At 65.8% G+C, this 23,414-nt stretch carries 18 protein-coding genes and 1 tRNA gene; 12 read left to right on the top strand and 7 right to left on the bottom strand.

The genetic code is table 11. From position 1 onward, the window contains the following. Position 1 precedes the first annotated feature (1 nt). The 6 genes from tsaE (at position 2) to trxA (ending at position 9,241) form a co-directional block, all read left to right on the top strand. Complete coding sequence (gene tsaE / locus GTZ99_RS02265; RefSeq protein WP_161716647.1) at positions 2-478, top strand: tRNA (adenosine(37)-N6)-threonylcarbamoyltransferase complex ATPase subunit type 1 TsaE; 477 nt, start codon at positions 2-4, stop codon at positions 476-478. Then, positions 459-1,478, top strand: coding sequence for an aminoglycoside phosphotransferase family protein (locus GTZ99_RS02270; RefSeq protein ID WP_161716648.1), 1,020 nt, complete (start codon positions 459-461; stop codon positions 1,476-1,478). Before tsaE ends, GTZ99_RS02270 begins: the two co-directional genes overlap by 20 nt. Further along, positions 1,475-2,221: a nucleotidyltransferase family protein gene (locus GTZ99_RS02275; protein ID WP_161716649.1), complete on the top strand. Its 747-nt coding sequence runs from the start codon at positions 1,475-1,477 to the stop codon at positions 2,219-2,221. The genes GTZ99_RS02270 and GTZ99_RS02275 overlap by 4 nt, the downstream gene beginning before the upstream one ends. After that, positions 2,218-5,313 carry a double-strand break repair protein AddB gene (gene addB, locus GTZ99_RS02280; protein WP_320076617.1) on the top strand — a complete coding sequence of 1,032 codons (3,096 nt, stop codon included), beginning with the start codon at positions 2,218-2,220 and terminating at the stop codon, positions 5,311-5,313. The genes GTZ99_RS02275 and addB overlap by 4 nt, the downstream gene beginning before the upstream one ends. Then, positions 5,310-8,858, top strand: a complete 3,549-nt coding sequence (gene addA / locus GTZ99_RS02285) for a double-strand break repair helicase AddA (protein ID WP_161716651.1) — start codon at positions 5,310-5,312, stop codon at positions 8,856-8,858. The genes addB and addA overlap by 4 nt, the downstream gene beginning before the upstream one ends. Before the next feature lie 62 nt (positions 8,859-8,920). Next, the gene (gene trxA / locus GTZ99_RS02290) at positions 8,921-9,241 is read left to right on the top strand and encodes a thioredoxin (RefSeq protein ID WP_161716652.1); all 321 of its coding nucleotides are present in this window, start codon (positions 8,921-8,923) and stop codon (positions 9,239-9,241) included. Between the two features lie 64 nt (positions 9,242-9,305). Here trxA and GTZ99_RS02295 read toward each other — a convergent pair whose 3' ends face one another. Genes GTZ99_RS02295 through GTZ99_RS02315 form a run of 5 tightly spaced genes read right to left on the bottom strand, consistent with a single transcriptional unit; the run spans position 9,306 to position 13,321 of the window. After that, a complete protein-coding gene (locus tag GTZ99_RS02295) occupies positions 9,306-9,575 on the bottom strand; it encodes a DUF1294 domain-containing protein (RefSeq protein ID WP_320076618.1) in 270 nt (89 codons plus the stop codon). Continuing rightward, positions 9,572-10,372, bottom strand: coding sequence for an inositol monophosphatase family protein (locus GTZ99_RS02300; RefSeq protein WP_161716654.1), 801 nt, complete (start codon positions 10,370-10,372; stop codon positions 9,572-9,574). The genes GTZ99_RS02295 and GTZ99_RS02300 overlap by 4 nt, the downstream gene beginning before the upstream one ends. A gap of 11 nt (positions 10,373-10,383) precedes the next feature. Next, the gene (locus tag GTZ99_RS02305; RefSeq protein ID WP_161716655.1) at positions 10,384-11,007 is read right to left on the bottom strand and encodes a glutathione S-transferase family protein; all 624 of its coding nucleotides are present in this window, start codon (positions 11,005-11,007) and stop codon (positions 10,384-10,386) included. An 11-nt stretch (positions 11,008-11,018) separates the two neighbouring features. After that, positions 11,019-12,245 (bottom strand): bifunctional glutamate N-acetyltransferase/amino-acid acetyltransferase ArgJ, encoded by a 1,227-nt coding sequence (gene argJ / locus GTZ99_RS02310; RefSeq protein WP_161716656.1) that lies wholly within the window; start codon positions 12,243-12,245, stop codon positions 11,019-11,021. Positions 12,246-12,277: 32 nt separating this feature from the next. Beyond that, entirely contained in the window at positions 12,278-13,321 is a 1,044-nt protein-coding gene (locus GTZ99_RS02315) for an acyltransferase family protein (protein WP_161716657.1), read from the bottom strand. A 55-nt stretch (positions 13,322-13,376) separates the two neighbouring features. On the opposite strand from GTZ99_RS02315, the gene GTZ99_RS02320 reads away from it, so the two are divergent. From GTZ99_RS02320 to GTZ99_RS02340, 5 genes are all read left to right on the top strand, one after another. Next, positions 13,377-13,706, top strand: coding sequence for a hypothetical protein (locus tag GTZ99_RS02320; protein ID WP_161716658.1), 330 nt, complete (start codon positions 13,377-13,379; stop codon positions 13,704-13,706). Between the two features lie 106 nt (positions 13,707-13,812). After that, positions 13,813-16,506 carry a preprotein translocase subunit SecA gene (gene secA / locus GTZ99_RS02325; protein ID WP_161716659.1) on the top strand — a complete coding sequence of 898 codons (2,694 nt, stop codon included), beginning with the start codon at positions 13,813-13,815 and terminating at the stop codon, positions 16,504-16,506. A gap of 294 nt (positions 16,507-16,800) precedes the next feature. Further along, positions 16,801-17,445 (top strand): PilZ domain-containing protein, encoded by a 645-nt coding sequence (locus GTZ99_RS02330; protein WP_161716660.1) that lies wholly within the window; start codon positions 16,801-16,803, stop codon positions 17,443-17,445. A 132-nt stretch (positions 17,446-17,577) separates the two neighbouring features. Beyond that, the gene (locus GTZ99_RS02335) at positions 17,578-17,814 is read left to right on the top strand and encodes a hypothetical protein (RefSeq protein ID WP_161716661.1); all 237 of its coding nucleotides are present in this window, start codon (positions 17,578-17,580) and stop codon (positions 17,812-17,814) included. A gap of 306 nt (positions 17,815-18,120) precedes the next feature. Further along, positions 18,121-20,571, top strand: a complete 2,451-nt coding sequence (locus GTZ99_RS02340) for a TonB-dependent receptor (RefSeq protein ID WP_227711030.1) — start codon at positions 18,121-18,123, stop codon at positions 20,569-20,571. Positions 20,572-20,741: 170 nt separating this feature from the next. Here GTZ99_RS02340 and GTZ99_RS02345 read toward each other — a convergent pair. Continuing rightward, positions 20,742-20,816: transfer RNA gene (locus GTZ99_RS02345), tRNA-Asn, on the bottom strand. Between the two features lie 250 nt (positions 20,817-21,066). Further along, positions 21,067-21,846: an NAD kinase gene (locus tag GTZ99_RS02350; protein ID WP_161716662.1), complete on the bottom strand. Its 780-nt coding sequence runs from the start codon at positions 21,844-21,846 to the stop codon at positions 21,067-21,069. Positions 21,847-22,046: 200 nt separating this feature from the next. On the opposite strand from GTZ99_RS02350, the gene GTZ99_RS02355 reads away from it, so the two are divergent. Then, entirely contained in the window at positions 22,047-23,408 is a 1,362-nt protein-coding gene (locus tag GTZ99_RS02355) for a bifunctional diguanylate cyclase/phosphodiesterase (RefSeq protein WP_161716663.1), read from the top strand. Positions 23,409-23,414: the final 6 nt, after the last annotated feature.

The following is a 23,414-nucleotide window of genomic DNA, read 5'->3' on the forward strand; positions in this document are numbered from 1 at the left end:
TATGGTTGAATATACGGTGGAATTGCCGGACCTGACGGCAACGCAGGCGCTGGGCGCGCGGATCGCGGGCCTGTTGCGGGCGGGCGATGTGGTGGCGCTGACGGGCGGGCTGGGCGCGGGCAAGACCACGCTGTCGCGCGCCATCATCCATGCCGCCGGCCATCAGGGTGAGGTGCCCTCGCCCACCTTCACCATCATCGAAACCTATGACCACCTGCCGGTGCCATTGGTCCATGCTGATTTTTACCGATTGAAATCGCCCGAAGAATCGCAGGAAATCGGGCTGGATGACTATCGCTATGGTGCGGCGTTAATTGCCGAATGGCCCGATCACGCGGGCGGCTTTGGCCATGAAGCGGGGTGCCTGTCGATCACGATCCAGACCCCCACACCGGAATCGGGGGATGCGGCGCGAAGGGCGATTGTGCAGCCGGGGGCGGATTGGCTATCCCGGTGGAATGACAGCGAATCTGCCTGAGGGCCTGCACGCATTCATTACCGAAGCCAATTGGGGCGCGGCCGCGGTTGAGCCGCTGCCCGGCGATGCCTCGTTCCGGCGCTATTTCCGCCTGCGCGATGGGGCGAAGACGGCGATGCTGATGCACGCCCCGCCCCCGCACGAGGATCCCGCGCCTTTTCTGGCCGTAGCCAAGTGGTTGAGTGCAAACGGTTTGCGCGCCCCTGCCATCCTGCATGAACGTGGCGCCGATGGCTGGGTGCTGCTGGAGGATTTCGGCAACGACCGGGTGCGCGACCATCTGGACATCCACCCCGCCGATGAAACCCCGGTCTATGCCGCCGCGGTTGATGCTTTGGTGGAACTGGCGGGCCTGCCGGGCGGGCCTTGGGCGCCCTATGACATGGCGGTGTACCTGCGTGAGGTCCGGTTGCTGACCGAGTGGTATGTGCCCGCCATGGGGTTGAGCGTTGATGCGGCGGCGTATGACGCGGCCTGGGCGCAGGTGATGGCGCCGGTGCTGGCGCGGCAGGCGGCGTATAATGCCACTGGCGGGGTCACGGTGCTGCGCGATTATCACGCGGAAAACATCATGTTGCTGGCTGGGGCTGAGGGTGCGCCTGATGTCGCCGCGCAAGGGTTGCTGGACTTTCAGGACGCGCTGGTGGGGCACCCGGCCTATGATCTGGTCAGCCTGTTGCAGGACGCGCGCCGCGATGTCTCACCCGCGCTGGAGGCGGCGATGTTGGCGCATTACCTGACCGCGACTGGCGCTGACAGGGCTGAATTCATGGCCGATTATGCGGTGCTGGGCGCACAGCGCAACGCCAAGATCGTCGGCATCTTTGTCCGCCTGTGCCGCCGCGATGGCAAGCCGCGCTATCTGGACCTGATCCCGCGCGTCTGGGCGCTGATGGAGCGTGATCTGGCCCATCCCGCGCTGGCTCCGGTGGCGGCGTGGTTTGACGCCAACATCCCGGCCGATATCCGTGGCGCGCATGGCGGACGGGTACCGGCATGACGTCGGCCAGCGATACGGCCCCCGCTGGCTTGGCCAGCGATACGGCCATGCTGATGGCGGCGGGGCTGGGCAAGCGGATGCGGCCGCTGACCACCACCCGGCCCAAGCCGTTGGTGCAGGTGGCGGGCAAGCCGTTGATCGATCACGCTTTGGACCGTCTGGCACATGCTGGTGTGGCGCGCGCGGTGGTCAATGTGCATTATCTGGCCGATCAGTTGCAGGCGCATCTGCGCGGTCGCACCGCGCCTGCCATCACCCTCTCGGACGAGCGGGATCTGTTGCTGGAAACGGGCGGCGGCATGGTCAAGGCGGCCAAGGCGGGGGCATTGCCCGATCCGTTTTTTTGCCTCAATTCCGATAACATCTGGCTGGATGGCCCGCGCAATGTCTTTGCCGAATTGTCGGCGGCGTGGGATCCGGCGCGGATGGATGGGCTGTTGCTGATGGTGCGGCACACGGGCGCGCATAATTACCACGGGCAGGGTGATTTCTGCCTTGATCCGCTGGGCCGGGTGACGCGGCGGCGCGAGCGCCGGGTGGCGCCCTATATCTATACCGGCATCCAGTTGGTGTCGCATCGGTTGCTGCGCGACGCGCCCGAAGGGGCCTTTTCCACCAACCTGTTCTGGACCCGCGCCATTGCCGAACAGCGCCTGTATGGCATCGTCCATACCGGCGAATGGTTCGAGGTGGGCGCGCCCGAACATATCGCCCCCACCGAAATGCGGTTGGGCCAAGGGTGAGCAGCGCGCAGGCCACGGGGGCAGTCACGGGTAAAGCGGCGCGGCGGCCGCAGGTCTGGTCGATCCCGGCGCATCGCGGCTTTGCCGATGCGTTGGTGGCGGGGCTGTTGCCGCGCTATGCCGATGGCGATCTGGGGCTGGCGCGGCTGACGCTGTTGCTGCCCAATCAACGCGCCGCCCGCACCATTACCGAGGCGTTCATTCGCAACGGCGCGGTGGCGGGGGCCGATGGCACGCGCGCCGGGCTGTTGCTGCCGCGCATGGTGGCGGTGGGCGATCTGGATCTGGACGAGACGCTGGGCGCTTTGCTGGACCCGATCGGCGCGGCTGACCACGTGTTGCCGGCGGCGGATGCGACGCGGCGCTGGCTGCATTTGGCCGAACTGATGGCGCTGGTTGAGCCGGAGGAGGCGCCCGGTGGCGCGGCGCGTTTGCGCCGGGCGCGCAACGCGGCGCAGACCATCGACCGCTTGTTGGTGGAAGACGTTTCGGCGGCGGACCTGTTGTCGGATCAGGTGAAGGCTATCGTCGGCGAACAGGCTGAGCATTGGGTCGATGCGACCCGCGATTTCCTGAAATTGCAGGCGTTGTGGCGGGATCTGGCCGGACAGCAGGGGGTGGTGGATGCGCCCATGCGCCGCAACGCGCTGTTCGATCATGCCGCCTCTGCATGGAAACTGTCGCCGCCGCCGCATGCCGTTCTGGCGGTGGGGATCACCAGCGCCTCGCCCGCCTTGGCGCGGCTGTTGCGGGTGGTGGCCGATCTGCCGCAGGGCGGGGTGGTGCTGCCCGATCTGGACTTGTCGCTGGACGATGCGGTGTGGGACGAATTGGGGCAGGCGGGCGTGCCCGATGAGCCGGGCGGCGCGCCGTTTGGCCGGGACGATGTGCTGACTCATCCGCAATACCATTTGAAATTGCTGCTGAACCGCATGGGCCTGTCGCGCAAGGAGGTGCAGCCTTGGCACCGCGCCGGTGTCGCCGCCGCGCCGCCCGAACGGTCAAAGGCGATTTCGGCGCTGTTCCTGCCGCCCAAGGCATCGGCGCGGTGGGTGGATCTGCCGCCGGAAAAGCGCCGTCTGGCCGCCGTCCGCCTGATGGAGGCAGAACACCCCGGCGAGGAAGCCCAAGCCATCGCCATCCTGATGCGCGAGGCATTGGAAACGCCCGAACGCCGCGTGGCATTGATCACGCCCAATCGCGGGCTGGCGGCGCGGGTGGTGGCGCATTTGCACCGCTGGGGCATCATGGCCAATGACACGGCGGGGCGGCCTTTGCCCCAGACGGCAGCGGGGCGGTTGTTCCTGTTGCTGGCCGAGGTGATGGCCGAGGACGCGCCGCCGGTGCCGCTGATCGCGCTGTTGTCGCACCCATTGGCGCGGGGCAGCATGGGGCGCGGGCTGTGGCTGGACCATGTGCGCACGCTGGACCGGGCGCTGCGCGGGCCGCGTCCGGGGGTGGGGACAGGCCCGATCCGCGCCGTGATCGACCGTTTGACCAAGGATGGCCGGGGGCGTCTGCGCGATTGGTGGGACGAGGTCGAGGCGATCTTGAACCCGCTGTTGGCCATGCCCGCCGATGCGCCTTTGGCCGAGATGCTGGACGCGCTGGTGCTGGCGGCCGAAACCTTGTGTGGCGAGGCGATCTGGGCCGAGGCACCCGGCCGCGCGCTGTCCACCATGGTCGAGGACCTGCGTGAGGCGGCGCGTGAGGTGGGCACGATGCTGCCCCGGCGCGACATCACGGCGGTATTGCGCGACGCGATGGACATGGTGGCGGTGCGCCCGCCATGGGGCGGGCATGGGCGCGTGGCGATCTATGGCTTGCTGGAGGCGCGGATGAGCCGTGCCGATCTGGTGATCTGTGGCGGCCTGACCGAGGGCAACTGGCCCGCAGCGCCCGCTACCGACGCGCTGTTGCCGCCCGCCGTGCTGCGCCATCTGGGCGTGCCGGGGGCCGATTTCCGCATTGGTCTGGCAGCGCACGATCTGGCCGGGGCATTGGGCGCGCCGCAGGTTGTGCTGTCATGGGCGCGCCGCGACGAAGGCGGGCCGGTGATCCCTTCGCGCTTTGTCTTGCGCGTGCAGGCGATGCTGGGCGCCGATCTGGCCGAGCGTCACCGCGAAACCCGTGCCATCGCGCTGGCGCAGGCGATCGACGCGCCCAACGCCAGCCACCCTGCCGTGCCGCCCGCGCCGCGCCCCGCGCCCATGCCCAGCGCCGAACAACGCCGGGTGGATGTGCGGGTGACGGCGCTGGATGGGCTGCGCGCCGATCCCTATGGCTTTTACGCGCAGGCGATCCTGCGCCTGTCGAAACTGGACGCTCTGGACGCCGAGCCAAGCCCCGCATGGCGTGGGACCGCCGTGCACAAGATATTGGAAAATTGGCACAAGGATGGCGCGGTGCCGGGCACATTATGCGCCAGCGCCGACCGCACGCTGGATATGATGAGCGCCCATCCACTGGCCCGCAGCCTGTGGCGGCCCCGGCTGTTGGCGGCGCTGAACTGGATCGATCAGGAGATGGTGGCGATCACCGCCACCGGCCGCCGCGTCATCGGCACAGAACTGTCGGGCGAGATGGTGGTGGACGGCATCCGCGTCCATGGCCGCATCGACCGGCTGGACCGTTTGCCTGACGGCAGCGTGGCGGTGGTGGATTACAAGACCGGCACGCCCCCCAGCGGCAAGAAGGTTGAGGCGGGTTTCGCTCTGCAATTGGGGCTGATGGGGATGATCGCGGCGCAGGACGGGTTCAAGGCGCGCGATGGCAGCGCGGTGGGGGGCACGCCAGCCCGGTTTGAATATTGGTCGCTGGCCCGCGCCAAAAAGGGGGGCGGTTTCGGCTATGTCGAGGAGCCGGTGCTGGACGGCAAGAAAAAGTCCGGCCTGCCGCGTGACGAGTTCCTTGACCGGACCGAGGTGTTCCTGCGCGATGCCATCGCGCATTGGCTGATCGGCAATGATCCGTTCACCGCGATGCTGCGCCCCGACATGGTGGGCTATAACGACTATGACCAACTGATGCGGCTGGACGAATGGATCGGCTGGTTGGGGGATGACGACCAGAACGAAGGAACCCCCGCATGAGCGCGCCCAAATCCGTGTCCGGTGATGCGCCCACCGTCCATCCGTTGGCCGGCAATCAGGCGCTGGCGGTGCATCCGCGCCAGACGGTGTGGCTGTCCGCCAGCGCGGGCACGGGCAAGACGCAGGTGCTGTCCGCCCGCGTGCTGCGCCTGTTGCTGGAGCCGCAGGTCAGCCCCGAACAGATCCTGTGCCTGACCTTTACCAAGGCGGGCGCGACCGAGATGGCCGCGCGCATCAACGAGACACTGGCGCGCTGGGTGCGGGCCGATCCGGCGCGACTGGCGATGGAATTGCACGCGATTGGCGCCGATATCGCGCCACAGGTGCAGGACCGCGCCCGCACGCTGTTTGCCGCTGTGCTGGATTGTCCGGGTGGCGGTTTGCGGATCGACACGATCCACGCCTTTGCGCAATGGCTGCTGGCCGCTTTCCCCGAGGAGGCCGGGCTGACGGCGGGCGCCCGCCCGATGGAGGAGCAGGAGAAGGCGCTGCTCTCGCGGCAGGTGTTGGGCGATCTGTTGCTGGATGCCGAAACGGCGGGGGACCGGGCGATTACCGATGCGGTGGCCGATCTGTCGCTGCGCATGGGGCCGGACGCGGTGGAGGCCTATTTGATGCGCTGTGCCGGGGCGGGCGCGCTGTGGCAGGGGCGGGGCGATTGGGCGCAGGGCGATCTGGTGGTGCCGGTGCGCCGCCTGCTGGGGTTGCGCAGCGATGCCAGCATGGACGATCTGCCCGGCCTGTGCACCGATTTTAGGTTTGATGTCCGGTCCTTGCGCGCGACCATGGTGGCCAATCAGCAGTGGAAGGCCAAAACCGGCGAAGCGAACGCCAACGCCATCGGTGACTTTCTGGCGGCTGATCCGGCGGCGCGCGTGGGGTTGCTGGATGATCTGTGGGCGGTGTTCTACACCCAAAAGGATGAGCCGCGCGCGGCGGCCTCGTTGGTCAAGATTGACCCGCATTACGGCGATCACGTTGCGCGGGTGGGAGAATCGATCCAGGCGGTGCGGTTGCATCGGGCGCGGCTGCAACTGGCCGCGTGGCTGACGCCGGCCTTGCGTCTGGGGCGCGCCTTTGCCCGCGCGTGGGAGGCGGCCAAGGCGCGCGAGGGGCTGATCGATTTTGACGACCAGATCGCCCGCGCTGCCGACCTGTTGGCGCAATCGGACATGGCAGACTGGATCCGCTACAAGCTGGACCGGCGTTTCGATCACATTCTGGTGGACGAGGCGCAGGACACCAATGCCGCGCAATGGCGCATCATCGAGGCCTTGACCGAGGAGTTCTTTGCCGGCGAGGGCGCGCATGGTCAGGCGGCGCGCACGCTGTTTGTGGTGGGCGATTACAAACAGGCGATCTTTGGCTTTCAGGGGACCAGTCCCGAGAATTTCGAGGCCGCCCGTCTGCGGGTGCGCGAGCGGATGAACATCGCGGCCGACAATGCCGAGGCGTTGCGCGATGCGTCAGAGGCGGCGCATCTGGTGGAACTGGGGCTGGAGCAGTCCTTCCGCACGGCCAGCGATGTGCTGAACTTTGTCGACGCGGCGATCGGTCATGTGGGGGCCGCCGCCTATGGCCTGCGCGAGATGCCAGAGCCGCACAAGGGACAGGACCGCCCCGGCCATGTCGTGCTGTGGCGCGCGGTGGGGGGCAAGACCGAGGACGAGGACACCACGGAGGACAGCGACAGCGCGGCCGAAAGCTGGCTCTCGCGCCCGGAACGCGACATGGCCGACCGCATCGCGCGGCAGGTCAGGGCGTGGATGGATAGCGGCTTCCCGCTGGTCAAGGGCCGCAAAAAGGGTGAGCCACCGCGCCGCGCGACCCCTGGTGACGTGATGATTCTGGTGCGCAAGCGGCGCGAACTGGCCGGGCTGATTGTCGCGCGGCTGCATGCGGCGGGGGTGCCGGTGGCGGGCGTGGACCGGCTGCGTCTGGGCGCGCCGCTGGCGGTGCGCGATGTGGTGGCGGGGTTGCGCTTTGCCGCGCAGCCGGGGGATGACCTGCATCTGGCCGCGCTGCTGGTCTCGCCGATCTTTGGCTGGAGCCAGGACGACCTGTTGCGGCACGCATGGCGCGGCACGCAGATCCGGCTGTGGGACCATTTGCAATCCAGCGCTGATCCGTTGGTTGTCCGCACCTGCGCGCAATTGGCCGAATTGCTGGCCCGCGCCGATTTCGAACCGGTGCCGGCGCTGATCCAGTGGATGCTGGCCGGGCCTTGGGCGGCGCGGCGGGCGCTGGTCGGGCGTTTGGGGGCAGAGGCAAACGACCCGCTGGACGAGCTGGTGAATGCGGCGCTGGCCCATGCGGCCACGGCGACATCCTCGCTGGCGGGGTTTCTGGCGTGGTTTGACGCGGGCGATGGCGAGTTGAAGCGCGAGGCGGGCGGCGCGGGTGACATGGTGCGGGTTATGACTGTCCACGGGTCCAAGGGCTTGCAGGCACCGATCGTCATTCTGGCCGATGCGGCGGGCAATCCCGACAACAGCTTGGGCCGCCCGCTGGCGGTGCCTGATCCTGTCGCCGCGCTGACGGGTGATGAACGCCGCGTGCCTTTGCCGCCGCTGCGCAAGGACGAGAAGATCGGCGCGATTGCCGAGGCGGACGCTGCCTCTGCCCGCGCCGAGAGCGAGGAGCATTGGCGGCTGCTGTATGTTGCCATGACACGGGCGGAGGAGGCTTTGTTCATCGGCGGGGCGCTGGGCCTGCGGGAGAAGGAGCCTGCCAAGAACAGTTGGTACCGGCAATTGGCCGAATTGTTCGGTCTGGATCAATGGGTCGAGGACCCGATCTGGGGCGGGCGGGCCGAACTGGCGCCGATCCCGGCGCTGCCTGCGGGGGGCGCGCAGACGCTGGCTCTGCCCATGCTGGAGGCCTTGCCCGGCTGGGTTCAGCGCATGGCCCCAGACGAGCCGCGCCCGCCACGCCCCTTGGCGCCCTCGTCGCTGGGTGAGGATGCGTCTTCGGCCCCGCCGCAATGGACCGGGGCGGGCGATGCGCAGGCGCGCGCCCATGCCGCCCGCCGGGGCACGTTGATCCATGGCTTGTTGGAGCGCTTGCCACCGGTTGCGCCTGACAAACGCCGCGCGGCGGCTGACAAATGGCTGGCGCGGATGGCGGCTGATTGGGACGATGCCGCCCGCGCCGAAATGACGACGGCCGCGCTGATGGTGATCGAGGACCCGCGCTGGGCCGATCTGTTCGGCCCCGACGCATTGGCCGAGGCGCCGATTGCCGCATTGGTGGGGGATCAGGTGGTGTCGGGCACGATCGACCGTTTACGGGTCACGGCCGAGGCGATCCACCTGATTGATTTCAAAACCACGCGCCGCCCGCCACGTGATGCCAGCGGCGTGCAGGTGGCGATCTGGCGGCAGATGGCGGCCTATGTCGCCGCGTTGCAGGTGGCCTATCCGGGGCGGCGGGTGCAGGCAGGGGTGCTCTATACCCACGGCCCGCATCTGATCGAACTGCCCCAAGACGCGCTGGCCGCGCACAAGCCCGGCTTTGCCGCCCCGCAGCAAAGCTTGGCGCTATAGGGGTGGGCGACAGGTTGCGCGCGCGCGCAACATCCCTATTTTAGAGACCAAAGGAGATACCCATGGCCACGATCAAGGTTACCGACGCCAGCTTTGCCGCCGATGTGCTGGAGGCTGACAAGCCCGTGCTGGTCGATTTCTGGGCGGACTGGTGCGGCCCGTGCAAGATGATCGGCCCCGCTTTGGAAGAGATCAGCGACGAGCTGGCCGATTCCGTCATCATCGCCAAGGTGGACATCATGGAGAACACCGACACCGCCACCAAGTTTGGTGTGCAGTCGATCCCCTATCTGGTGGTGTTCAAGGACGGCAAGCCGGTCGCCGACAAGCTGGGCGCCGCGCCCAAGAGCCAGTTGAAGGCGTGGATCGAAAGCGCGCTTTAAGCATTGTGCTTAAGTGGTGATGCAGGGGGCGCTGGCAACGGTGCCCCTTTTTGCCGCGCGGCGTTTACAGGCGGGTGACGCCCCATGCGGCGATGGCGGCCTGCGCCACGACAATCACCCACAGCCACGCGCTAAACGGCTGTTTGCGGGTTTTGTGGCGGAACAGCGGACGGGCGATCAGCGCTGCGGGCGATCCGCCCAGTGCCGAGAGCCACAGCAACCGCGCCTCTGGCACCCGGCGGCGTTTGGCGCGGGCGCAATGTTTGTCCCAGCCGAACAGGGCCAGCGTCAGCAGGTTGACGCCCACCAGCCAATACAGCGCAGGCTGGCTCACATCCCCGCGACGCGCGCCGCCAGATCGTCCCACAGCGCCGGACTTGCTGCGCCGATCAGCCCGCGCCGGTCCTCGTCCACGCGATAGGGGGTGCCGTCGAACCGGGCCGCTTTGCCGCCCGCCTCGTTCAGGAACAGCACGCCCGCCGCATGGTCCCACGCCAGCGTGCGTTCAAAGATCGACACGTCATTGATACCCACAGCCAGTCGCGGATATTGCTCGGCCGCGCAGCGGGGGATGGGGACCATCTGGTAATGCGGGGCGATATGGGCCTCGATCGCGGCGCGGCGGGCCGGATCGGCAAACAGCACGCTGATCGAGGCGATCGGCGGGGTTTCGCCACTGCTGCGGGCGTGCAGCCGTTCGCCATCCATGAAGGCGCCTTCACCCCGGCGGGCGTGGCAGAAACGGCCGGTCAGCACGTCATAGATCCACCCGCCGATCGTTTCGCCCCCCTGCGACAAGGCGATCAGAATGCCAAAGGGCGGTTTGCCGGCGGCGAAATTGTTGGTGCCGTCCAGCGGATCGATGATCCAGCACAGGTCCGACCCCAGCCGCGCCATGATCGAGGGATCGGCATGGGCGGCTTCCTCACCCACGATGGCCGCCTCGGGCAGGATGCGGGCCAAGCCTTCGGCCAGGATCGCCTCGCTCTCCTTGTCGGCGATGGTCACCATGTCATCGGCGGCCTTCTCGACGATTTCGGAGGCGGACAGACGCTGATAACGCGGGCGGATGGCACGCTGCGCCGCGTCCTGCATCACGTCATGGATGGCCTCGGACAGTGAGTCAGTCATGGGGGCGGCCTTTATGTCAGGGGGATGTCGATGGCGGCAAAGCCGGGGCGCTGGCTGACGCGGGCGAACCAATCGCGCACATGCGGCACCGCCAAAGGCGCGCCATCGCCATCCCGGTCAAAGCCCAGCTTTAGCCACGTATTGGTATAGGTGGCCATGCCAATGTCGCCGATACCGAAATCCGCGCCCGACAAATAGGGCTGATCGGCCAGCGCCGCGTCCATGATCGCCATCAGCTTGGCCGTTTCCTGCGTGGTGCGGGCGATCTTGGCCATGTCGCGGTCGGGGGCGGCCACCCGCACCATTTGCAGGAACCCTTCGCGCTGCGCATCGGCAAAGGTGAATTGCCAGTCCAGCCATTTGTCCGCCTGCGCCCGCTGTGCCGGGGTGCCAGCCCACAGATGGGGCGCGTGGGCATCGGCGATATAGCGCAGGATGGCGTTTGATTCCCAAAGCCAGAAATCGCCTTGCTGGATCGCGGGCACCAGCCGGTTGGGGTTATGCGCCAGATAGTCCGGCGTATAGCCAAACGCGCCGCCCATGTCGCGGCGTTCCCAATCGATGCCGGCCTCAACGGCGGCCCAGACCACCTTTTTCGTGTTGTGGGAATTCAACCGGCCCCAGATCGTCAACATGTCGCGGCGCCTTAGCTGCGGTAATCGGCGTTGATGCTGATATAGCCATGCGTCAGGTCGCAGGTCCACACCTGCGCGCGCCCTTCGCCAAGGCCGATGTCGACCTCGATGCTGATGTTCTGGCCCTGCAGATGGGCGGCGACAGGCGCTTCGTCATAATCGGCCAGCGGCTGCCCATCCTTGGCCGCCCATGTCCCGCCAAAGCCGATCGACAGGCGGTCGCGGTCCGCCGGCTCGCCCGCTTTGCCCACGGCCATCACCACGCGGCCCCAATTGGCGTCCTCACCCGCAATGGCGGTTTTGACCAGCGGCGAATTGGCGATGGCCAGCCCGATCTTGCGCGCGCTGGCGTCCGACACGGCACCCGTCACGGAAACGGCGATGAACTTTTGCGCGCCTTCGCCATCCTTGACCACCAGATGGGCCAGTTGGCGGCACACATCGGTCAACGCCGCGGCAAAGGCATCGGCGCCCTCGCACCCGCCACAGTTGATCGGCGTGTTGCCAGCGGCGCCGGTGGCAAAGGCCATCACCGTGTCGCTGGTGGAGGTGTCCGAATCGACCGTGATGCAGTTGAACGTCTCATCAGCGGCCTTGGACAGCAATTCCTGCAAATAGGCCGGATTGATCGCCGCATCGGTAAAAATATAGCCCAGCATCGTCGCCATATCCGGGGCGATCATGCCCGACCCCTTGATGATGGCGCTGAAGGTCACGGTCTTGCCGCCGACGATGGCGGTGGCGGTCGCGCCCTTGGCAAAGGTGTCGGTGGTGCCGATGGTGTTGGCGGCATCCTCCCACGTGCAGGGGGCGGCGCTCAACGCGGCCTCGACACCGGCCTTGGCCTTGTCCTTGGGCAGGGGGACGCCGATCACCCCGGTCGAGCTGACGAACACCTGTTCGGCGGCGCAGCCCAGATGGGCGGCCAGCTGACCCATGATCTGCTCGACCGCCTCACGCCCGCGATAGCCGGTGAAGGCATTGGAATTGCCAGCATTGACGATCAGCGCACGGGCGCGGCCTTGTTTGACGTTGGCGCGGCCCAGCTCCACCTCGGAGCTGCAACAGACGTTGCGGGTGAACACCCCCGCCACCGCCGTTTCGGGGGCCAGTTCGACAAAGGTCAGGTCGCAGCGGTCCCATTCCTTGTACCGGGCGCGGGCGACGCGGGGCGTCGCGCCAGCAATCGCGGGCAGGGCGGGGAACGGCGTGGCGAGCGGAGAGACAGCGTGTGACATGGGCTGCGGGTTAGCCTGTCATCGCGCGCGGTTCAACCGGCAGAAGGCCGCAGCGCCAAGCTTTTGCCCGGCCGCCACCCGCGCGCCAGCGGGCTGCGCGCCACCGCCACCGACAGCGCGATGATCAGCGCCAGCGTGCCCAGACGGATCGCCGATTGGTGTTCGGGATGCAGACGGGCGATCTTGCCCCCCCACCACAACAGCGGGACATGCAGCGCATAGACTGGATAGGATACCGCCCCCAGCGCGCTGGCCCAGCCCACAATGCCCCCGCGCAGCGACACATGCGCCGCGCACCACAGCGAGATCGGGAAGAGGAGGAACACGCAGGCCATGTCGACCTCCACCCATGATCCGGGCCAGAACGCCCCGGTTGTCAGCGTGACGGGCAGGATCATCGCGCCGCTCCACGCGGCCCAGGCCGGCGGGCGTCCGGTCCCGGCCCGCCAGCGCCGCGCCAGCCACAGTCCCATGCCATAGCCAAAGCCAATCCGGGCAAAGCCGCCCCACCAATTGGCCGCAACATCGCCAACGCCCAGACTGCCCCAGCCCAGCCCGCACCATGCCAGCACCGCGCCACATGCCAGCGTCAACCCCAGCAGCGCCCGGTTGCTCAACCGCCACAACAGGGTGGCATGGGCGTAATTGGCCAACACTTCAAACGTCAGCGACCATTGCGGGCCGTTCAATTGATAGATTGCCCATTCGCCGCGCGCCACCGGCACCAGCGCCAAACTGAACAGCGTCAGCCAGATCACCACGCTGCCTTCGCCCGCCCACAGATGGGCTGCCCCGCCGATCAGCACGCCCAGCGCCAGCACCGGCCACAACCGCCCCAGCCGCGCGACGATGAAGCTGTCGGGGTCCAGCCCGCGCCGAAACCGGTCATCAAAGGCCAGTGCCAGCACAAAGCCCGACAGCATGAAGAAGAAATCCACTGCCAGATAGGCGCGTCCCAACAACCCGTGCGAGCCATAGACACCCGGTTCGTGATGGAACAGCACCGCCAGCGCGGCAAAACCGCGCAGGCCGTCCAGCAAGGGCAGGCGGGCGGGAGAGGGGGCGGGATGGGCCATGATCGCGCGGGCCTTTGCCGGATGCGCGCGCGCAGGGCAAGGTGGCCTGTGCGCGATGATCGGCATACGCATACTGGACGGAGCCGATCCGCGCCCCTATATCGCCAGCACCATGCTGCGGCTGATGCTCTCTTTGCTGGCGCTGATTTCGGGTCTGACGGTGTCGGGTCCGGATGCGGATGCGCGCGCCTTTTCCGCGCGCGGGGCAGAGATTTCGGCCATGTGGCAGGACGCTGGCGCGGCCCGCGTTTCGGCCCATGTGGTGGCCCATGCCGCCGAGGTGACGCGCCCGGCCCAGCCGTTGATGATGGCACTGTCGGTGCCGATGCGCGCGGTGCCGCGCGTGGACACCGTGCATCTGCGGGTTGATCGCGCCCGCGAATAGGGCGCCTTTGTTCCCCTGATCCCTTTGTTTCGGCCGGTCCCGGCGGGCGTCAGTTGTGGCGCGCCGCGCCCGTCGCCACCCCATTTCAATCGCAGGAATTTCGCGCATGTTCGCCAAGATCGCCCGTTCGCTGTTCGGCTCGTCCAACGACCGTTACGTCAAGTCGCTGGACAAGATCGTCCGCCAGATCAACGCCTTTGAGCCGCAGGTTGAGGCGATGAGTGATGAGGAACTGCGCGGCATGACCGCCAGCTTCCGCGAGGAACTGGCGCAGGGCAAAACGCTGGACGACATCCTGCCCGAAGCCTTTGCCGTGGTGCGCGAGGCAAGCCGCCGCGTCATGGGGATGCGCCATTTCGACGTGCAGATGATCGGCGGCATCGTGCTGCACCGGGGCGAAATCGCCGAAATGAAAACCGGCGAGGGCAAGACGCTGGTCGCCACGCTGGCGGTGTATCTGAACGCGCTGGAGGGCAAGGGCGTCCACGTCGTCACGGTCAACGACTATCTGGCCAAGCGCGACGCCGAAACGATGGGTGTGCTGTACGGCTTCCTGGGTCTGACCGTGGGCGTGATTGTCCCGGACCTGCACGAGGAACAGCGCCGCCACGCCTATAATTGCGACATCACCTATGCCACCAACAACGAGTTGGGGTTCGACTATCTGCGCGACAACATGAAGCATGAGCGCAGCCAGATGGTCCACCGCCCGTTCAACTATGCCATCGTCGATGAGGTGGACTCGATCCTGATCGACGAGGCGCGCACCCCGCTGATCATTTCCGGCCCGACCGATGACAAGAGTGACCTGTATGTCTCGGTCGATGCCATCGTGAAGCATCTGGTGCCAGAGGACTACGAAACCGACGAAAAGGCCAAGAGCGTCACCCTGACCGAGGATGGCGTGGAAAAGGCCGAGCGTCTGCTGGAAGACGCGGGGCTGTTGGTCGGCAGCAACCTGTATGACATTGAAAACACCCAGGTCGTCCACCATTTGGACGAGGCGTTGAAGGCCAATGTCATGTTCAAGCGTGACATCGACTATATCGTCAAGGACGGCAAGGTGATCATCATTGATGAATTCACCGGCCGCATGATGGATGGCCGCCGCTGGTCGAACGGCCTGCATCAGGCGGTCGAGGCCAAGGAAGGCGTCAAGATCGAGCCGGAAAACCAGACGATGGCCTCGATCACCTTCCAGAACTATTTCCGCATGTATCCCAAGCTGTCGGGGATGACCGGCACCGCCGCGACCGAGGCGCCCGAATTCTTTGACATCTACAAGATGAACGTCGTGTCGATCCCCACCAACCTGCCGGTGCAGCGCGTGGACGAGGAAGACGAGTTCTACAAGAACACTGACGACAAGTTCGCCGCCATTGCCAAGCTGATCCGCGAAAAACACGAGATCGGCCAGCCCGTGCTGGTGGGCACCGTGTCGATCGAAAAGTCGGAATTGCTGAGCGAATTCCTGAACAAGGAAGGCGTGGAGCACAACGTGCTGAACGCCCGCTTCCACGAGAAGGAAGCCCATATCGTCGCGCAGGCGGGCCGTCTGGGCGCCGTTACCATTGCCACCAACATGGCCGGGCGCGGCACGGACATCAAGCTGGGCGGCAATCTGGAATTCCGCATCGACGACGAATTGCGCGACATGCCCGAAGGGGCCGAGCGTGATGCCGCGATCGAGGCGATCAAGGCCGAGATCGAGGAAGCCAAGGCCAAGGTGCTGGCCGCGGGCGGCCTGTGCGTCATCGGCACAGAGCGCCACGAAAGCCGCCGCATCGACAACCAGTTGCGCGGCCGTTCGGGCCGTCAGGGCGACCCTGGCCTGTCCAAGTTCTATCTGTGCCTTGAGGACGACCTGCTGCGCATCTTTGGTCCGGACACGCTGTTCGCGCGCATGATGAACAGCAATCTGGCCGATGGTGAGGCCATCGGGTCGCGTTGGTTGTCCAAGGCGATCGAAACCGCGCAGAAGAAGGTCGAGGCGCGCAACTACGACATCCGCAAGCAGGTCGTCGAATACGACAACGTGATGAACGACCAGCGCAAGGTGATCTATGAGCAGCGCGCCGACATCATGGACAGCGAGGACGTGTCCGATGTGGTGGCCGATATGCGGCGTGACACGGTTAACGCGCTGGTGGCTGATGCCTGCCCGCCGGGGTCGTATCCGGAGCAGTGGGACACCGATGGGCTGGTGGCGCGCGCCGCCGCTGTGCTGGGAATCGACCTGCCGATGGCTGAATGGCTGACGCAGGACGGGATCGAGCCCGACACCATCGAGGAGCGTATTGTCGAGTTGGTCGATGCGCGGATGGCGGAAAAGCAGGAAGGCAATGACGCGTCGATCTGGCGTCAGGTCGAAAAGAGCGTGATGCTGGAGCGTCTGGACCATTACTGGAAGGAGCATCTGGCCACGCTGGACGCGCTGCGTCAGGTGGTGTTCCTTCGGGCATACGCGCAAAAGACGCCGATCAACGAGTACAAGCAGGAAGCATTCGGCCTGTTTGAGCGCATGTTGGGTCAGATCCGCGAGGATGTGACGCGCATCCTGTGCATGGCCGAATTGCAGTTCGCGCCCCAGCCCGAGGCGGCTGAGCTGCCGCAACTGCCTGATTTCATGACGACTCACGTCGATCCATTCTCGGGCGAAAACGAAGCGGGCCGGGTTGCCGGGCTGGTCGGCCAGGACGCGCCAATTGACGCCTATGCCGATGCCGGCCTGTCGCGCAACGCGGCTTGCCCGTGCGGTTCGGGCAAAAAGTACAAGCACTGCCACGGCGCTGTGGTCTGATTTTGCGTGGGGGAGGAGGCGGTCGAGCGGCCGCCCTCCCTTGCACGATTGCCCTTTTGGGCAGTGGTTTGGGATGGCGTCGCGGCGGGCGCGTGATGCGCAATGCGCGTTTTGCTGTGCTGATTTTCCTTTGACTACGGAAATTTACCTGTCTGTTCATTAGCAATTTACCATTCGCTGCGATGGTAATCCTGCAAGCGGTAGAAATGGCCCCGTGAGGGGTTGTGGTGGGTTCTTCGCTGTGGGATGGCTATTGTGCTGGATCGGGATTCAAACGAAGGAAACACGCAGCCGGTGATCGAGGGCAAGGCCCCGTCGGTCGAGGAGCTGCGCGGCGCACCGCGCTTTACCCTGCTGGTCCGCATGGCCAAGCTGGTGGTGGACGGGCGCGAATATCTGTGTGTGCTGCGCGATGCGTCCGCCACGGGCTGCAAGGTCAAGCTGTTCCATGCCATGCCGCAGGCCCGGCAGATCGAGCTGGAGACCGGCAGCGGTGACCGCTATCCCATGGATTTGATGTGGTATCGCGATGACCATGCCGGTTTTCGCTTTCACCACGAAATCGACGTCCATCGCCTGATCGAGGACAATCGCGGCATTTATCCCAAGCGCCAGATCCGTGTGCGGGTCGAGCAGAAGGGCTATCTGTACGCCGATGGGCAGACGCATGAGGTGACCGTGCGCGACATCTCGCAGCAGGGCGCCTGTGTCGAGATTTCACACCGGCTGATGCTGCGCCAGTTGATCAAGCTGGAGATGCCCGGATTCCCCGCGATCTATGCCAAGGTGTGTTGGCGGCAACAGCCGCGCCACGGGCTGGTGTTCGAAACCGGCTTTGGTCTGGACGAACTGGCCAACAACATCATGAAGATGCACGATCTGTCCTTGCATGTGTCGGGACGTGGGCCGGGCGGCGGGCAGATGCGCGCCGCATCCTGAATCGCGCTGTCGATCCAAAACCGATGAAGAGGGGCCTGCATTGCGGGCCCCTTTTCCGTTGGGGCGGCCGAAGCGCCCGTTGCGGACCGGTCTGACGGCGGCGGGGCGCGGACGACGTGGTACAGACAAGCCATGCGGCGCAACGATCCTGCCCTGACTGATGCCGCCCGCGCGGCCCGCCGGTTTCAACTGGTGGCCAATGCCTATGCCCGGGGCGATGTGGGGCAACGGGCGCTGCTGCGCGATGGGGCGGCCTTGGTTCACGCTTTGCAGCGGATGGGGTGGCCGCTGGATATGGCCGCGGATTCCACAAGATGTGCCGATATGGTTGGTGAACCGGCCGCGCCGGTGGGCGGCGGCATGGCCTGATCTCCTGCATCTTTGGGTGATTGACCGGGGGCGGGACGTCCGATTTATCGTCAGGCAACAGCAACTATCCGCCTGCCGGAAGCTCTATCCGAAACAGCCATAACTATCTGATGCTACGCAAAAAATGCGTATTGACCCGGTTTGGTTCGCGTTCCTTCATGGGGATGGCGGCCCATCGCGTCGGGGCAGCGGGCATTGCAGGGCAGACCGCCCCGCGCCCGACGGCGTGAAAACGGCACATATATGGGGCAGCCGTCGGGAATGGATGCGCAAAGGCATCGCTGATACGCAATGGGGGTTTTGGTAATGTCGATTTTGCGCAAGAATCTGTGGGCCAGCGCCAGCCTGCTGGGGGTGATGATGGCCACTCCGGCCATGGCGCAACAGGCGCCTGCCGCTGATGCTGGTGGCGAACTGGTGGTGACGGCCCGCCGCGTGAATGAACGTCTGACTGACGTCCCGGCGTCGGTCAGCGTGTTGACCGAAGCGACGTTGACCAAGGCGGGCGTGACCAAGACGGATGATTTCGTCAAGCTGACGCCGGGTGTGACGGTGGTGTCGGGCACGTCCGAGGCGGGCGATGTGCAGATCAACATCCGCGGCGTGAACGGCGCGCGCGATGCCGAAGGCTCGGTCGCGCTTGTTGTTGATGGTATTTTGAAAACGAATACAGCCTCGCTGGGGCAGGGGCAGGGCCTGCTGACTCAGGTCGAAATCCTCAAAGGTCCGCAGGGCGCGATCTATGGCCGCAACGCGACCGCAGGCGCCATCATCATCCAGACGCGCAAGCCCACCGATGTGCTGACCGGCGGGCTGAAGATGTCCTATGCCTCGCAGAACACCGCCAAGGGTGAGGCCTATCTGGCCGGGCCGTTGAGCGATAGTGTGGGCTTTGTCGTGTCGGGCGATTATTCGACGACCGATGGTTTCTATCGCAACGCCTATCTGGGCAATGCCAAGCTGGTGGATTACCAGCATTCATGGAACCTGTCGGGCCGTTTGGTGGCCGATCTGGGCAGCAGCACAACGCTGGACGCCAAGGCGCATTTCGGCCGCCTGAAGGGCGCGTCGCTGGCGTTCAACGCGGCGTTCAACCTGCCCGGCTTTGCCGCCTTTACCGGCATTTCGACCTTCAACGAGAACGTCAACGACCACCCGATGAAGTTTTATAACAACATCGTTCCGGTCAACGAGCAGAAGACGCTGGAACTGTCGGCCAAGCTGACGCATGACATGGACTTTGCCACGTTGACCGCGTGGGTGGCCTATAATGACATCCGCAACTGGTTGATGGCGGATGGCACCTCGGCCGATTTCCAGCTGTTCACGTCCTATACCAATTCGGCGGTGGCTTCGGTTGCCAGCACCTGCGCGGCCTCGGTCACCTCGCTGGCTGGTTACCCCATGGCCAGCCCGACCTATATCGCGGGCACGGCGGCAGGGTCGCTGTTCGGGCCTTATTCGCCCACCACGTGTGACGGCAGTCAGTATCAGCGCCGCGAGCAAAAGGACATCAGCACCGAAATCCGTCTGGCGTCCAAGCCGGGCGGGCCGCTCTCGTGGCAGGCGGGGCTGTATTTCACCCATATCGACCGCCGCGCGGTGGTTGCCTCGCAGGCGGATAAGGGGCTGGGCGGTCTGGCCAGCGCCTATAACGCGCCGACCAGCAGCAGCCCGACCAACCAGCTGTTCGACGATTTCTTCAAGACCAATGCCTATGCCGCCTTTGCCAGCGGCGATTACAACGTGACCAGCGCGCTGACCGGCAGCGTGGCGTTGCGCTATGACGTCGAGGACCGCAGCGTGCGCAACAATGTGCCGTTGCTGCTCGATCCATTCAGCGGGCACTGTTTGAACCCCGGTCAGGGGCTGGGCAGCACCTGCACCGCGATCACGCCCAAATCGCGCACGTTCCAGATGTTCGAGCCCAAGCTGTCGCTGCGCTATCGCTTTGGCCCCGAGGCGACCGTTTATGGCACCTGGGGCGTGGGCTATAAATCGGGCGGGTTCAACAATCAGGGCGCGGCGGCGATCGTGGCCAGCTATTTCGGCGCGATCGGGTCTGAGGCGCGGATCGAGGACATCTACAAGGCCGAACGGTCGAGTTCGTTCGAAGTGGGCGTCAAGGGCCGTCTGGGCAAGGTCGACTATACGTTGGCGGCCTATCACAACACGATCCGCAACATGCAGTTCTTTGAGTTCTATGTCGGCGCGTTCGGCCTGCTGCGCGTGGTGGAAAGCATCGACAAGGTGGAGCTGAAGGGCCTGGAAGCCAGCCTGAACTGGCGCGCGGCGCCGGGGCTGACGCTGTCGGCATCGGGCAACCTGCTGGATTCCAAGATCAAGGCCAACAGCGTGCGCCCATCGACCGTGGGGAACAAGTCGCCCTATTCGGCCGATTACACCCTGAATCTGGGCGCGCAGTATGAGGCGCCGATCAGTTCCAAGCTGACCGGCCTGTTGCGCGTCGATTACCGCCTGACCGGCCCGACGTGGTTCCATGTGGTGCAGGCGCAGGACAACCCGACGATCTTTGGCGTTGCGGGCAATTATGCCGGGACGCAGCGCAAGGCTTATGGTCTGGTCGACATCCGCGCCGGCGTATCGGGCAATGGGTGGAGCGCTACGCTGTTCGGCACCAACGTGCTGGACAAGCAATATCTGGCCGAAGTCATCCCGGCGGTGGAATTCGGTGGTTCGTTCATCTCGCCCGGCACGCGGGCGCAGTATGGCATTGAGGTGTCGTTGAAGTTCTGAGCCCTCGGATCAGACGACGCATCGGCGGGGGTGGTGCCATCAGGCGCCGCCCCCGTTTGCCGTTAGGGGTGGGCCGGTTGCGGCCCTGCGCTGCCTGGAGGCCCCACAAAGGAAAAGCGGCCTCAAACCGCAGTTTGAAAGGCCGCTTTTTCATCTTCCAAAGAAGGAAATGGCTCCCTGAGTAGGATTCGAACCTACGGCCGCTCGATTAACAGTCGAGAGCTCTACCGCTGAGCTATCAGGGAACATTTCGTTTCTGTCCGTCATTGCTGCCGGGCAGGTGCGCGCTAATAACACCACTTCCGGCGATGACAACCCCTGATTGGCATCGAATGGCATTTTTTTGGTAGTGCCATGAAAAAAATCGGATTTATCCACAGGTGGCGGGCCAGGAAGGGGGCTGGGTCGCGCCGGCATTGCGGTCAATCACGCCGGAACGGCGGAAAAAATGCTCGGCGGCGTGATGCGCGGGGGCATCGCCCCCGCACCTTGGGGTCAGACCTGAAACTGCTCGGCAAAGATTCGCTCGTCCAGACTGCTGGCCCGGTCGAACATCAGCGTCAGCTTGTGCGCGCGCTCGGCCACGATTCGCACCTCGGCGATGTCGCGCACTTCCTTCTGGTCGGCGACGGCGGCCACCGGGCGCTTGGCCGGATCGCGCACGCGGAACACCACCTCGGAACTTTCAGGCAGGATCGCCCCCTTCCAGCGACGGGGACGGAAAGGGCTGATCGGGGTCAGCGCCAGCATCGCGCTGCCCATCGGCAGGATCGGACCATTGGCCGACAGATTATATGCCGTCGATCCGGCGGGCGTGGCCAACAGGATGCCATCGCAGGCCAGACTGGCCATGCGTACCTTGCCATTCACCGCGATTTCCAGATTGGCGGTCTGGCGCGTTTCGCGCAGCAACGAGACCTCGTTGATGGCATAGGCGCGGTGGATTTCGCCCGAACAGGTGGTGGCGGTCATCTCCAGCGGGCTGATGGCGATGCGGGTGGCGCGGGCCACGCGCTGACCGATGGGCCGGGTTGAGCGGATCTTGTTCATCATGAACCCGACCGTGCCCAGATTGAGGCCATAGGCCGGGATCACCCGCCCGCTGTCCAGCATCATGTGCAGCACATGCAGCATATAGCCATCGCCGCCCACCACCACGACCGCCTCGGCCTCGGCCAGGGAGACCCAGTCATGTTCGCTGCCCAGCGCCTGAGCGGCGGCCTGCGCCTGCGGTGTGTCCGACACCATCAGCGCCAGACGCAAGGGGGTGGACATGCAAACCGCTCCATCGCAGCGGCCGGGGGCGCCTTTGCCCCATGGCCGGGTTGGCTGCATAGAGCGGGCAAGGGGGCGTTGGCAATCCGCACCGATCATAGCTTTGCGTTGGCGGCATGGCCCGTTTTGGGGCGGCGCGCCTGCCGGCGCCTGTGCAACCCTATGGCGCGCGCGGGGAAAATGGCCTAATCCCCGCGCGTATGAGCGAATTGCCCGATCCCTTGGCCGAGGCGGCGGCTGGTATTGCCGATGATCACCCGCGCGATCCGCTGACGGGGCTGCCCGGCATGGATGTGGCGCGTCAGCGTCTGGGCGAATGGGTCGAGGGCGGGGCGCAGGCCACCGACCATGATTCGGGTGGCCGCGTCCATGTGCTGTTGCTGGGCCTGCGCCGGTTCGAAGCGGTCAATCTGGCCTATGGCGAGGCGGTGGGCGATGGCGCGCTGATCGAGATCGCGGGCCGCATCGCGCGCTTTGCCGGGGCCGAGCTGGATTGCCCATGGATGGCCGCGCGCGGGCCGGGCGGCACGTTTTTCCTGATGGCCGACGAGGCATGCAGCCGCGAACGCTGGCAGATGTTTGCCGAACAACTGGCCGACCGTGTGGCCCGCCCGATCGCCGGGCGGCATGGCAATATCCGCCTGACCCCGCGCGTCGCGCTGTTGCGCGTGCTGGTGGGCGAGGGGCCTGAAAGCGCGCTGGACCGACTGGCGCAGACCATGGCGGTGGTCAACGGCCAGACCGCCCGTCGCGTGATGTGGTGCGATGGCGAAACCATGCGGGCCGGGCGCACGGCCGCCCAGTTGGAGGCCGACCTGCTGCGCGCCATCGACAAGGGCGAGATCGAGGTGCTGTTTCAGCCGCAATTCGCGCTAGCCCCTGATGGCAGCGAATATCTCTCCGGGGCCGAGGCGCTGGCCCGCTGGAACCACCCCAAGCTGGGCCGGATCGGTGCGGGGGCGCTGTTCGCCATTGCTGAACGCGCCGACCATGACGTGCCCCTGTCGCGCCATATCTGCGAAACCGCGCTAAAGGCGGCGGCGGCCTGGCCGGCGCCCTTGCGTCTGTCGATCAATGTCACGGCGGCCGATCTGGCCTCGGGCGGGTTCACCTTTGATCTGGGGATCGCGCTGGGCAAGACCGGCTTTCCCACCGGTCGTCTGACACTGGAGGTGACCGAGCAGGTGCTGGTGGCTGACATCGGTCTGGCCGAACGCTCGCTGTCCGACCTGTCACGGCTGGGCATCCGCATCGCGCTGGACGATTTTGGCGCCGGGTTCTGCAACTTTCGCTACCTCAAGGCGCTGCCGCTCGATTACCTGAAACTGGACCGATCCATGGTCGATGGCATCACCGAGGACGCCCGCGATCTGGCGGTGTTTCGCGGGATTGTGGCGATGGCGCATGCGCTGGACCTGTCCGTCATTGCCGAGGGGATCGAGACCGAGGCCCAGCGCATGGCCGTCGCGCGCGAAGGGGCGGGATGTTATCAGGGCTTTGTCCGCGCCCAACCGATGGCGGCGCAGGACTTTCTGGCATTGGCGCAGCGGGCAACGGCCTGATTTCTG

Origin of the sequence: Novosphingobium ovatum, assembly GCF_009909235.1 — a bacterium.
Taxonomy (GTDB): domain Bacteria; phylum Pseudomonadota; class Alphaproteobacteria; order Sphingomonadales; family Sphingomonadaceae; genus Novosphingobium; species Novosphingobium ovatum.